The 12,142-nt window shown below is 60.7% G+C and carries 15 protein-coding genes; 6 read left to right on the forward strand and 9 right to left on the reverse strand.

Annotated features, from left to right (window positions below):
• Positions 1-5 precede the first annotated feature (5 nt).
• Together MUY21_RS09585 and MUY21_RS09590 are read right to left on the reverse strand one after the other, a co-directional pair.
• Positions 6-1,190 (reverse strand): aminotransferase class I/II-fold pyridoxal phosphate-dependent enzyme, encoded by a 1,185-nt coding sequence (locus MUY21_RS09585; protein ID WP_248410164.1) that lies wholly within the window; start codon positions 1,188-1,190, stop codon positions 6-8.
• Between the two features lie 130 nt (positions 1,191-1,320).
• The gene (locus MUY21_RS09590; protein WP_248410166.1) at positions 1,321-2,649 is read right to left on the reverse strand and encodes an amidase family protein; all 1,329 of its coding nucleotides are present in this window, start codon (positions 2,647-2,649) and stop codon (positions 1,321-1,323) included.
• A gap of 85 nt (positions 2,650-2,734) precedes the next feature.
• Between MUY21_RS09590 and MUY21_RS09595 the strand changes: the two genes are divergently transcribed.
• A complete protein-coding gene (locus MUY21_RS09595) occupies positions 2,735-3,961 on the forward strand; it encodes an FAD-dependent monooxygenase (RefSeq protein WP_248410167.1) in 1,227 nt (408 codons plus the stop codon).
• Positions 3,962-3,965: 4 nt separating this feature from the next.
• Here the strand turns inward: MUY21_RS09595 and MUY21_RS09600 are convergent, their stop codons facing one another.
• The 5 genes from MUY21_RS09600 to MUY21_RS09620 all read right to left on the reverse strand — a co-directional run bounded on the left by MUY21_RS09600 (position 3,966) and on the right by MUY21_RS09620 (position 7,036).
• Positions 3,966-4,157: a Trm112 family protein gene (locus MUY21_RS09600; RefSeq protein WP_248410168.1), complete on the reverse strand. Its 192-nt coding sequence runs from the start codon at positions 4,155-4,157 to the stop codon at positions 3,966-3,968.
• Positions 4,154-4,798 carry an LON peptidase substrate-binding domain-containing protein gene (locus tag MUY21_RS09605; protein WP_248410170.1) on the reverse strand — a complete coding sequence of 215 codons (645 nt, stop codon included), beginning with the start codon at positions 4,796-4,798 and terminating at the stop codon, positions 4,154-4,156. The genes MUY21_RS09600 and MUY21_RS09605 overlap by 4 nt, the downstream gene beginning before the upstream one ends.
• A 27-nt stretch (positions 4,799-4,825) precedes the next feature.
• Entirely contained in the window at positions 4,826-5,734 is a 909-nt protein-coding gene (locus tag MUY21_RS09610; RefSeq protein WP_248410172.1) for a co-chaperone YbbN, read from the reverse strand.
• Positions 5,735-5,788: 54 nt separating this feature from the next.
• A complete protein-coding gene (locus tag MUY21_RS09615; RefSeq protein WP_248410173.1) occupies positions 5,789-6,577 on the reverse strand; it encodes an exodeoxyribonuclease III in 789 nt (262 codons plus the stop codon).
• Between the two features lie 81 nt (positions 6,578-6,658).
• Complete coding sequence (locus MUY21_RS09620) at positions 6,659-7,036, reverse strand: VOC family protein (protein ID WP_248410175.1); 378 nt, start codon at positions 7,034-7,036, stop codon at positions 6,659-6,661.
• An 83-nt stretch (positions 7,037-7,119) separates the two neighbouring features.
• On the opposite strand from MUY21_RS09620, the gene soxR reads away from it, so the two are divergent.
• From soxR to MUY21_RS09635, 3 genes are all read left to right on the forward strand, one after another.
• Positions 7,120-7,584 (forward strand): redox-sensitive transcriptional activator SoxR, encoded by a 465-nt coding sequence (gene soxR / locus MUY21_RS09625; RefSeq protein ID WP_248410177.1) that lies wholly within the window; start codon positions 7,120-7,122, stop codon positions 7,582-7,584.
• Positions 7,585-7,664: 80 nt separating this feature from the next.
• Complete coding sequence (locus MUY21_RS09630) at positions 7,665-8,375, forward strand: VIT1/CCC1 transporter family protein (RefSeq protein ID WP_248410178.1); 711 nt, start codon at positions 7,665-7,667, stop codon at positions 8,373-8,375.
• Between the two features lie 150 nt (positions 8,376-8,525).
• On the forward strand, positions 8,526-8,897 hold the full coding sequence (locus tag MUY21_RS09635) for a 4a-hydroxytetrahydrobiopterin dehydratase (RefSeq protein ID WP_348984589.1): 372 nt from the start codon (positions 8,526-8,528) through the stop codon (positions 8,895-8,897).
• A 106-nt stretch (positions 8,898-9,003) separates the two neighbouring features.
• Here the strand turns inward: MUY21_RS09635 and MUY21_RS09640 are convergent, their stop codons facing one another.
• Positions 9,004-9,690 carry a response regulator transcription factor gene (locus MUY21_RS09640; RefSeq protein WP_191287368.1) on the reverse strand — a complete coding sequence of 229 codons (687 nt, stop codon included), beginning with the start codon at positions 9,688-9,690 and terminating at the stop codon, positions 9,004-9,006.
• 153 nt (positions 9,691-9,843) lie between these two features.
• Between MUY21_RS09640 and ribA the strand changes: the two genes are divergently transcribed.
• Positions 9,844-10,923 carry a GTP cyclohydrolase II gene (gene ribA / locus MUY21_RS09645; RefSeq protein WP_248410180.1) on the forward strand — a complete coding sequence of 360 codons (1,080 nt, stop codon included), beginning with the start codon at positions 9,844-9,846 and terminating at the stop codon, positions 10,921-10,923.
• Positions 10,924-10,940: 17 nt separating this feature from the next.
• A complete protein-coding gene (locus tag MUY21_RS09650; protein WP_248410419.1) occupies positions 10,941-11,426 on the forward strand; it encodes a L,D-transpeptidase family protein in 486 nt (161 codons plus the stop codon).
• Positions 11,427-11,484: 58 nt separating this feature from the next.
• On the opposite strand, the gene MUY21_RS09655 is transcribed toward MUY21_RS09650, so the two are convergent.
• Positions 11,485-12,138 carry a YggS family pyridoxal phosphate-dependent enzyme gene (locus MUY21_RS09655; RefSeq protein ID WP_248410182.1) on the reverse strand — a complete coding sequence of 218 codons (654 nt, stop codon included), beginning with the start codon at positions 12,136-12,138 and terminating at the stop codon, positions 11,485-11,487.
• Positions 12,139-12,142 lie beyond the last annotated feature (4 nt).

The following is a 12,142-nucleotide window of genomic DNA, read 5'->3' on the forward strand; positions in this document are numbered from 1 at the left end:
CGTCCTCACTTAAAGAGACAGTCGCGGATTTTTTCCAACCCGCGCTGCATTTCTTGTTTTGGGGCCACCATGGCGACCCGGATATACCCCTTGCCGGGGTTTTCGTTGTTCACGTCCCGCGACAGATACGCGCCGGGCAAAACCCGCACGCCAGTCTTGGTCCACAGCTTCATCGCCGCCGCTTCGCCATCGTCGACGGGCAGCCACAGGAAGAACCCCGCCTCGGGCCCCTGATAGCCATCGACACCCGCGAACACGTCGTCCGCCAGCGCGTATTTATCCTGATAGAGCGCACGGTTCTCAGCCACATGCGTTTCGTCCGTCCAGGCCCGCTCGGCCACGCGCTGCAAGGGCAGCGGAAGGGGCGCACCCGCAAACGATCGCAACTGACGCACGCGACGCAGGCTTTCCGGCCCACCCGCGACAAAACCCGACCGCAACCCGGGCAGGTTTGACCGTTTGGACAGCGAATGAAACACCACCACACGTTCAGGGTCCGCCCCGCCTTCGCGGGCGACCTCAAGCGCGCCGGGGGGCGGCGTGTCGCGATAGATCTCGGAATAGCATTCGTCGGCGAAAATCCGGAAATCGTATTTCTCGGCCAAGGCGATCAAGTTCGCCCAGTAATCGCGATCAGCAACCGCCCCTTGCGGGTTCGTCGGAGAGCAGACATAGGCAACCTCGGTCCGGTTCAAAATATCCGGCGTCAGCGCCGAATAATCCGGCAGAAAACCAGTATCGGCCGTCGCAGGCAGGAACACCGGTTCAGCCCCGACCGTCATCGCGGCCACGGCATAGACCTGATAAAACGGGTTCGGGATCAGCACCACGGGTCGCTCGCCGTGTGCGGTGTGTTCCGGGCACAGGGCCAGCAACGTGTTGAACAGCCCTTCGCGGGTGCCGTTCAGCGCCATGATCTGGGTGGCAGGGTCCATCTGCACGCCATAGCGGCGCAACAGCCAGCCCACGATCGCATCCAACAGTTCGGGTGATCCGTCATTGGGCGGATATTGCCCAAATTCTTCCGAATGCTCGGCAATGACCTGCGGCACCCATTCGGGGAATGGATGCTTCGGCTCGCCAATGGTCATATGCATCACCTCGCCGCCCGGCGCATGGGCGTCAAGAAGGCTCCGCAGGCGCGGAAATGCATATTCGGGCAAGCTGGAATACCGCTCGGGAAACGTCATTGGAACGTCACTATACTGCCTCAGGTCTCGGGATCATGTCGCCCCGTTTGATCCAAGGATAGCTTGCAAACCGCGGCGGGTCCAGAAAAACGCCGCGATTTTCGATGGTTGATCGCGCAGGTTGTGGCTTTTAGGCCAACACGGCCTCGCAGGCTGCCCCAAGGCGCAGCAATCGCTCCTCGGCCATCGGGGCACCCAGAAGCATGATCCCGGTCGAGGGCAAGCCGGTCGGCAGGCTCAGCCCGCACGACCCCATCAGGTTGCCAATGCGTGTGTTGCGCAGTGCCCACAGGTTTTCTTCGACGTAATAGTCATGATCGTTCAACAGCCGTGAGACAATCGGCGGCATGATCGGCGATGTCGGCATCACCACGGCGTCATAGCCCGCAACGGCGCTATGATAAGCCTCGCGGATCTGGTCCAGCCGCTGCCACGCCCGAACATAGTCAACGCCTGAGAATTGCCCCCCGGCGCGGAAGCGTTCCAGGATTTCGGCAAACATCAGGTCTGGTTGTGCCTCGATCTCATTTTGCCAGGTGGCATAGGCTTCGGTGGTGAACAGCACGCCGGACATCGCCAACGCCTCGTCCACAATGGGGGAATGGACACGCCGGACAACCGCACCGTTATCCATCAGGCGTCCGATGGCGCTTTCAAACCCGGACAGAGGCTCGCCCCGCGCGCCTTCCAGACCGTTTTCCAGAACCAGCAACCGCATGCCCTTCAGGCTGGCGCCCCGCAGGTCCACTGCTGATCGGCCCTCCAGTACGGACAGCATCAGGGCGGCATCCTCAACCGTGCGACACAGCGGGCCGACCGTGTCAAAGCGTGCTGCCAGTGGCACGACGCCTTTGGACGACAAACGGCCCGAGGTCGTTTTCAACCCCACAAGATCGTTCCATGCGGCCGGGATGCGCACCGATCCGCCCGTATCCGACCCGACCGCCCCCGCCGCCAGATGAAACGCCACCGACGTGGCCGCGCCCGAGCTCGAGCCACCCGACACCGCATCATAATCGTTCACACAGGGGCTGGTGGCCGTCACCGGATTCAGGCCGAGACCCGAAAAGGCCAACTCGCTCATATGCGTTTTGCCCAGACAGACAAGCCCTTGCGCGGTGGCGTTGCGCAACACTTCGGCGTCGCGCTCGGGCACGCGGTCCTTCAACAGCGCGGACCCTGCTTCTGTCGCCACGCCGGCGGTATCGAACAGATCTTTCCAACTGATCGGCACCCCGTCGAGCAACCCCAGACGGTGCCCGGAAGCGGCGCGTCTGGACGCTGCGGCAGCCTCGGTCAATGCGCGGTCTTCCGTCAGGCGGGCATAGATCCGGTCCTGAAATTTATGGGCCTTGATCGCGTTCAGATAGGTTTCGGTCAGGGCAACCGGATCAATCCTGCCCGCGCCAATTCCCCGGCCCAGATCGCCCATGCTCATGGTCAGCCAATCGTTGCTCATCGGACCTCTCCTGTCAGGTGTCCCGGTGACGGTAGCGGCGCTTGCGCACATGGACAATCCCCGACAAGGGGTTCAAAAAGGCGATATGAAACTTGATGCCGATATTCTGATCGTAGGTGGCGGGTTGAACGGTCCGGCGCTGGCGCTTGCGCTGGGTGACACCGGGTTCGATGTGACCATCATTGACGCGTTGCCAAAAGACGCACGCGGAGGGGATGATTTCGACGGGCGCGGCTATGCCCTTGCGTTGGCGTCGCAGCGCCTGTTGTCGGCGCTTGGCGTCTGGCCGACGGTTTCCCCCAACGCCCAGCCCCTGCTGGATATCCGCATTTCGGACGGCCGACCCGGTGAAGGCCCCGGCCCCTTCGTGCTGGAGTTCGATCACGCAGAAATCGACGAAGGTCCGATGGGTTATATGGTCGAGGACCGGTTCCTGTCCCGCGCCCTGATCGACGCGGTCGAAGCCCATCCGAAGGTGACACTTCTGGATCAGGAAACCGTGGTCGAACAGACGGTCGATGCGGCCTTCGTCACGCTGGAGCTTGCCTCGGGCAAGCGTCTGACAGGTCGTGTCGTCGTGGGATGCGACGGGCGACGGTCGGGCACGGCAGAGCGGGCCGGGATCGGACGGTTCGGCCATGATTACGGCCAAACCTCGCTGGTATGCGCGATTGACCATGAGTTGCCGCATCACGGTGTGGCGCACCAGTTTTTCATGCCCGCTGGCCCCTTGGCGATCCTGCCGCTTCCGGGCAACCAAAGCTCGATCGTCTGGACCGAATCCCATGGCGAGGCTGCGCGCATTCACGCGCTGGACGACGCGGGGTATCTGGACGAGCTGCGCCCGCGCTTCGGATCCTTCCTGGGGCAGATCAGCCTAGCGGGCAAACGCTTCACCTATCCGCTGAACCTGACCGTCGCAAACGCTTTTTTCGCGGATCGTCTGGCGTTGGTCGGTGATGCGGCGCATGGGCTGCACCCGATAGCCGGGCAAGGTCTGAACGCCGGGCTAAAGGACGTGGCGGCTCTGGCCGAGGTGCTGACACTTGCCCGCCGTCGCGGGGAAGATATCGGGCGGCTGGACGTGCTGGAGCGTTACCAACAATGGCGCCGCTTTGATGTGGCCCAGATGGTCGCCGTGACGGAAGCCACCAACAGGTTGTTTTCCAACGACAACCCCATCCTGCGCACGGTGCGTGATCTGGGATTGGGCGCTGTGAATGCGATGCCGGGCCTGCGCCGAGGCTTCATCCGAGAAGCTGCCGGGCTGACCGGCGATCTGCCCCGGCTTCTGCAAGGGCGGCAAATCTAGCGCCTCAATCCTCGATCTTGCGCGCTTCGTCGACCAGCATCACCGGGATACCACCGCGGATCGGGAACGCCAGCCTCGCGGCTTTGGACACCAGTTCCTGTTTGTCGGCATCATAGCTCAGCACCGTCTGGGTGACGGGGCAGACCAGTGCCTCGATCATGCGACGGTCAAATTCCGGGGTGGACGCTTCGGTCATTGCACTTGCTCCTCGCCCACGCCTTTGCGCAGGGTAAATTCCATCAGCGTCACCAAGGTCTCGCGGCGGGTGCTCAGAGACGGTGCCTCAAGCAACGCCTGCTTGTCCTCGGGGTCGAACGGGCACAACATGGACAAGGCGTTGATCATCAATTCGTCTTCCGCCGTTTGCAAACTTTCCCAATCGGTTTGCAGCTCTTCCAGTTCAAAATATCGTTCAAGAAGTTTGAAGAAGGCTTCGCGATCCAGACCAGGATCATGCTCGGGCTGGCCCAGGTCACGGTCAAAACCGCGCCAATCGGCCTCGGTCCGCAGATAGGGCGTGAACCCTTCCTGCACCGCACCAAGACGAAAACGCGAAATCCCGGTCAGCGTGAGCATATACCGCCCATCCTCGGTTTCCGTGAACGAGGTGATGCGCCCGGCACATCCGATGGCATGCAGGCGGGTCGCGTCCTGATCGCTGTCACCCATCGGCTGAATCATTCCAATCAGCCGTTCGGGCGTTTTCAGCGCATCGTCGACCATCGCCAGATAGCGCGGTTCGAACACATGCAACGGCAACCGCCCGCGCGGCAGCAAAAGCGCACCCGGCAACGGGAACAACGGCAGAAAATCAGGCAGGTCGGCGGCGGACATCATATGACCACTGTAGCGCGGCTTGCCCGTTCACACAAAGATCATCGACGACAGCTTGCGCCGACCGGTCAATGCAATCGGGTCTTTCGCATCCAGCGCGTCGAAAATCGTGAACAGTTGTGCCTTGGCCGCCCCGTCGTTCCAGTCTCTATCCCTGCGGAACAGCTCCAACAACTCGTCCACGGCCGCTTGAGCGTCGCCTGACGCGTTCAAGGCAACGGCCAGGTCAAACCGGGCCTGATGGTCGTCTGGATTTGCATCCACAGCGGCGCGCAAATCGGCCACCGGTCCGGCGCTTTCGGCCTGTCGGGCCAGTTCGATCTTGGCACGCACGGCTTCGATTTCGGGCGCTTGCGAGATTTCGGCGGGCGCGCCGTTCAGCGTGGCTTCGGCATCATCGACCTTGCCCGCCGCCAGATGGCAGCGCGCCAGACCGGCGAACGCTGCGGCCGAGTTCGGGTCTTCCTCAAGGATGGCGGCAAAGGTCTGCGCGGCGTCGTCGATCGCGCCAGCCTCCAACATCTCGTCGGCGGCGGCGATGGCATCCGCCAGTCCGTTGTCTGCGTCACCCCCAAGGGCGGCAACACGCTTGACGAATTCTTTCACCTCGGACGCAGGCAGGGCGCCCTGAAACCCGTCCGCCGGCTGACCCTGCCAGAACGCGTAAACGGTCGGGATCGACTGCACGCGCAGCTGGCCCGCGATCATCTGGTTTTCATCCACATTGACTTTCACCATGCGCACCTTGCCACCCGCTTCGGTCACGGCGGCTTCCAGTGCCGGGCCAAGCTGCTTGCAAGGGCCGCACCAAGGCGCCCAGAAATCCACGATGATCGGCACCTGTTGCGAGGCTTCGACCACGTCCTGCATGAAGGTTGCCTCGCTTACATCCTTGATCAGATCAGCAGCGGCCGGTGCGCCACCCAGTTCGAGTTCCATTGCTCAAGCTCCTTCAAATGCGTTGAGGTTTATATGCCTCCTGCCCCGCCGGTTTTAAAGGTCGAAAGTCGCAAAGACCGGCGCGTGATCGGATGGCTTTTCCCATCCGCGTGCATCACGCAGGATGCGCGAGGCGTGACCGGCATTTGAAATATCGGGCGTGGCCCAGACGTGATCCAACCGCCGCCCCTTGTCGGCAGCATTCCAATCCTTCGCGCGATAGCTCCACCAGCTGTAAAGCTGCCCGTCGGGAATGTCCTGCCGCGTGATGTCGACCCAGTTGGCGGCGTCCTGCACCTGCGCCAGCGCCTCGACTTCAACCGGGGTGTGGCTGACCACTTTCAGAAGCTGTTTATGCGACCAGACGTCGTCTTCGCGCGGGGCGATGTTCAGATCGCCAACAAGGATCGACTTGCCGGGCTTCTCGGCAAAGAAGTGGTCGCGCATATCGGTGAGGTAATCGAGCTTCTGGCCAAACTTCTCGTTCACGTCGCGATCCGGCACATCACCCCCTGCGGGCACATAGAAATTGTGGATCGTGACGCCGTTTTCCAATTGCCCCGCGATATGGCGGGCATGATCCAGACCGGCGAATTCAAAGCTTGTCACCTCTTTCATCGGCAGGCGCGACAGGATTGCAACGCCGTTGTATCCCTTCTGCCCGCGCGCGACCATGTGGGTATAGCCAAGGGCGCGAAACCCATCTAGCGGGATCTTTTCCACCGGGCTTTTGCATTCCTGAAGGCACAGCACATCGGGCGCTTCTTCCGTCAGCAGCTTCTGCACGATCGGTTCGCGCAAACGGACCGAGTTGATGTTCCAGGTGGCAAGGGTGAAGCTCATGTTATCCTCCGATAAGCGCCGCGTGGCGCGACCATAGAGGATGGGGCAAAAAGTGAACAGGGGGCAAGTCGCCCCCCGTGGTCAGGCATAGGACACCACTTCCCACTCAACCCCGTCATGATCATCAAAATAAAAGCGCCGCCCCGGTTCATAATCCGCATGGTTATGAGGCTGAAACCCGGCAGCTTTCACCCGGCTTTCAGTCGCGTCAATGTCATCGACGACGACACCCACATGGTTCAACCCTGCGCGGGTGGTATAGGAATGCTGCGGGTCGTCCATCGGCCTTTTGGGCGTATACAGAGCCACATAGCTGTCTTCATCGCCCACATGGGCGGTATATCCGCCCGAGATCGCATCGCCCTCCCAGCGGGTCTTCCACCCAAACACGGCCCCCAGCCAGGCGGCTGTCGCTTTCGGGTCGCTGACCGTCACATTCACATGTTCCAGATGTGCCATTTTGGCCTCCTTGATCTTCGTTGCGAGTCGGGTTCTAATTCCTAAAGCTAACTTGAGATCAAGGTTTTTCTTTCGAGACTTCCATGGAACGCAGAAACGAGATTTCCATCGGCACATTGGCCAAACGCACTGGCTTGGCCGTGTCGGCAATCCGGTACTATGAAACCCAGGGGCTGGTTGCGCCAGAACGCAACGCGGGCGGGCAACGGCGGTTCCTGCGCTCGGACATACGACGCCTGAGTTTCGTGATGATCGCGCAGAAGTTCGGCTTCACGCTCGATCGCATCCGTGACCTTCTGGATCGCCTGCCCCAGAGCCGCACCCCAACCGCCAAAGACTGGGCTGAAATATCGCAAGACTTCCGTACGGAACTGGACGAACAGATTGCAGCCCTGACCCGGTTGCGCGACAAACTTGATGGCTGCATCGGTTGCGGTTGCCTGTCTCTGGACCGCTGCGCGCTGTATAACCCCGATGACATCGCCGCCGAAAAAGGGGCCGGGCCCCGATATCTGCTTGGGGACGAGGCTGTCAGACCAGAAGGATGAAACAGACCCTGACACACCTTGATCTGCCTTAAGGCAATCCGTTCATTCCCACGGCACACTGACCGGAACGGAGGTCAGCCATGTCCGATCACGGTCACAGCCCACAAGAAATCACCGCCCGTATTGGCGCGCCGCCGGGAAAAGGCGTGTTGCGCGATGCGGTCTATGGCGCCATCGACGGATCGGTCACAACCTTCGCCATTGTGGCCGGTGTGGCCGGGGCCGGGCTGTCACCATTCATCATTGTTGTTCTGGGGCTGGCCAATGTGCTGGCCGATGGATTCTCAATGGCCGCAGCCGCCTATTCCGGCACCAAGGCGGAACAGGACAATTATCGCCGCATTCGCAAGATCGAGGAGGAACATATCCGCGATCACCCGCATGGCGAATGGCTGGAAGTGCGCGAAATCCTTGCCCAGAAGGGACTAAGCGACCGCATCCTGGACGATGCCACCGACGCCGTGACCCAAAACAAGGACCGTTGGATCAACTTGATGATGGAAGGCGAATACGGGCTGGGCGGCATCGACCCGCACCCGATGCGCGCGGCGCTGACCACCTTTCTGTCCTTCCTCGTGGCGGGCATGATCCCGCTTCTGCCCTTCATCCTGAAACTCGACCAGGCCTTCACCGTTTCGGCCTGGATGACGATGGCGAGCTTCTTTTCCATCGGCGCGCTGAAAAGCCACTGGTCACTCAGCCCGTGGTGGCGCTCTGCGATCGAAACCCTGCTGATCGGCGGCGCAGCGGCGGGCTTGGCCTATGGGGTCGGAACGTTGTTTAATGTTTGACGGGCCGGGTTGCCAACGAATGCCGGGTGCGATCATGGCTGAAGGGGCTGCTCGTTTCGCACAACAACGTGCGTTCATAACGCGGATGAAGCCCAACTACCGACCGGCTGTTCGCCGGATTGCATTCTCGGACAAGGAGGAAAGCACATAATGGCAGACCTTTTGACACGCGAAGAACGTCAGGAACACCTCATCCCGTTGGGAGAAGTAGGATGGGGCGCGGTCCCTGACCGTGATGCAATCCGAAAGGTATATATCTTTCCCAATTTCGTAGAGGCATGGGGCTGGATGTCCCGCGTCGCGATCTGGTGTGAGAAGTGGAATCATCACCCGGAATGGCGCAACGTATATCGAACTGTCGACGTCACGTTGGCGACACACGACGCCGACGGCCTCACGAACCTGGATATCAAGCTGGCCAGGAAAATGGACGCACTCGCGAGCGCTTCGACCGATGCACGCTATCAATCAGATATTTCGGAGCCAATCGCCTGTTTGTGTGAACTGGACCCACGCAGGTAAGAGCAATGCGTTCCGGCACCGTTCGCACCAACCTGGATCGGGTTTGCAACAGATAGTCTGATTGGCAGCTCTGGTCGTTGCAAACCCATCCATCGTCAACGGGGTTTCAGGCGTTCAACCGATACCCGCCACTTTCCGTCACCAACAGCCGCGCGTTCGATGGATCAGGCTCGATCTTCTGGCGCAAACGGTAAATATGTGTCTCTAACGTGTGCGTTGTGACCCCGGCATTATAGCCCCAGACCTCGTGCAGCAGCACATCGCGCGCCACCACGCCATCGTTCGAACGATAGAGGAACTTCAGGATATTGGTCTCTTTCTCGGTCAGGCGAACCTTGCGGTCGTCCTCGGTGATCAGCATCTTCATTGACGGCTTGAACGTGTACGGCCCAAGCTGGAACACCGCGTCTTCGCTTTGTTCATGCTGGCGCAACTGGGCGCGAATACGGGCCAGAAGCACCGGAAATTTGAACGGCTTCGAGACATAGTCATTCGCGCCTGCATCAAGCCCCAGAATGGTGTCCGCGTCGGTATCATGACCCGTCAGCATCACGATCGGGCATTTCACACCCTGCTTGCGCATCACACGGCACAGCTCGCGCCCATCCGTGTCGGGTAGCCCCACATCCAGGATCACAAGGTCATAAATCGCCTCTTTCGACTTGGTCAGCGCCTCGGCCCCGTTGCCTGCTTCAAAAACGTCGAAATCCTCGGTCATCAGAAGCTGTTCGGCCAGCGCGTCGCGCAGATCCTCGTCATCGTCGACCAGCAGTATCTTTTTCAGCGTAGACATCTTGCCCTCCTCGGTGATGTTGTGAAACAGATGTTCGCCCCTCACAGGATTGACAAGATTTGCAACAGGCGGCTCACGGCCTCGTGTCCAGTTGCCGGTAAATGTTTCATATCGTGACAGATCGTCCTAATGATGGGGCGTGAAAGGATGCCGATGACACTCGCCCCCAACCAGACCGAGCTTTTGGCCCGCGCCCGCGTCGACCTGCGCATGGGGGTGCCGATTGTGCTGACCCATCACGGACGCACGGTGCTGGTCGCCGCGGCAGAGACCCTGTCATCCGGACGGCTGAATGACATGCGCGGCGTGGGTGACCCGGTTTTGGCCATCACCCCTCGGCGCGCCGACACACTGAAGGCGCGCGCCTATTCCGACCGCGTGGCCCGCATTGAACTGCCGCGCGATGCCGGAACCGAATGGATCGCGTCGGTCGCTGATCCTTCGGATGATCTGACGCGCCCGATGAAGGGCCCATTTCGCACGCGTCGTGGTGGTGACGACGGGCTTGAAGCGCAATCCATTGCCTTGTGCAAATCTGCGCGCCTTCTGCCCGCGACCGTGGTCGTTGATGTCTCTAACACAGCTGAAATCGCCGCTGACAAGAACCTGACCATCGTCTCGCTGGATCAGAAGATGATCGACACGCTGTCCTTGGCACCCGTCGCCCACGCCCGCCTGCCCCTTACCGTCAGCGAGGCCGGACGCCTGCATATCTTTCGTCCCGATGATGGCAGCGAAGAACATTACGCCGTGGAAATCGGCCGCCCGCCGCGTGACGAACCGGTGCTCGCACGCCTGCATTCAGCCTGTTTCACCGGCGATGTACTGGGCAGCCTGAAATGCGATTGCGGCCCACAACTGCACACTGCCCTGAACATCATCGGGCAGGAAGAGCATGGCGTGCTGCTCTATCTGAATCAGGAAGGCCGCGGCATCGGACTGGCCAACAAGATGCGCGCCTATTCGCTGCAAGATCAGGGGTTCGACACGGTCGAGGCCAACCACCGCCTGGGCTTTGAGGATGACGAGCGCGATTTCCGCATCGGTGCGATGATTTTGAAATCCCTGGGTTTTTCTGCGGTGCGCCTGATGACCAACAACCCGCGCAAGGTCAACAGGATGAACGAAACCGGAATCCACGTGACCGAACGTGTCTCGCTGCGGGTCGGCAAAGGTGCCCATAACCAAGCCTATCTCGCCACCAAGGCCCGCAAATCCGGTCATCTGCTGTGATCCCGCACCGCTGCGACATGGTCGTCACCCGCTGGGGCGCGCGATTCATGGGGCGCAGATTTCCCGTGTCCATCGGGCGCGGAGGAATGACCGACCACAAACGCGAAGGCGACGGTGCAACCCCGCGCGGCACATGGCGCATTGTCGGGGGGTATTATCGCCCGGACCGGACCATTCCCCCCAGGGCAATCACACTGGATCGAATCGGCCCGCGCGACATCTGGTCAGATGAACCGGACGATCCCGCATACAACCACCCGCTGCGCACCACGACCCATCCGTTCAGCCATGAACGCCTGCACATGACCGCCCGCCTTTACGACATCGTTCTGATCAGCGACTGGAACTATCCCAACCCCACGCCCGGCAAGGGATCGGCCATCTTCATCCACCATTGGCGCAAACCGCGCCACCCGACGGCCGGTTGCCTGGCCTTCGCGCCCAAAGACCTGCGCTGGATCCTCGATCGTTGGACCGAACACAGACGGATCATCGTCCGCTAGGTTTTTTCTTGTCTGAAATATCCTGGGGTGAGCGGCTACGCCGCGAGGGGCAAGGCCCCTAACCATAATCCCTCTCGCCAAAAATTGCCGACCCGATCCGCACATGGGTCGCGCCTTGCGCGATCGCGCGTTCGAAATCGCTGCTCATCCCCATCGACAATTGATCCAGCCCGTTGCGCGTGGCCATCTTGGCCAACAGGGCAAAATGCAAGGTGGGTTCTTCATCGACCGGAGGAATGCACATCAGGCCGACAATCGGCAGGCCCAGATCTCGGCATTCGGCAACGAATCCGTCCAGATCATCGGGCATGATCCCGGCTTTCTGGGGCTCTTCCCCCGTGTTGACCTGAATGAACAGGGTCGGGCAATGGCCTTCCTCTTTTGCGATGCGGGCGATGGCGCGGGCCAGTTTGGGACGGTCAACGGAGTGGAACACGTCAAACAGCCCCATCGCCTGCCGTGTCTTGTTGGATTGCAATGGGCCGATCAGGTGCAATTCGACATCTGAAAAACGCTTTTTCAGATCGGGCCACTTTCCCGCCGCCTCTTGCACCTTGTTTTCACCGAAAACACGGTGGCCTTCTTCCAGAACGGCCACAACGCGCTCCAATGGTTGAACCTTGGACACGGCGATCAATTTGGTTGAACCGGGGGCACGCCCTGCGCGCGCCTCTTCCTTGGCGATGCGGTCCTGAATGTCGGAAAGTGGCATGGGG

It is taken from the genome of Aliiroseovarius sp. S2029, from assembly GCF_023195575.1.
Classification (GTDB): domain Bacteria; phylum Pseudomonadota; class Alphaproteobacteria; order Rhodobacterales; family Rhodobacteraceae; genus Aliiroseovarius; species Aliiroseovarius zhejiangensis.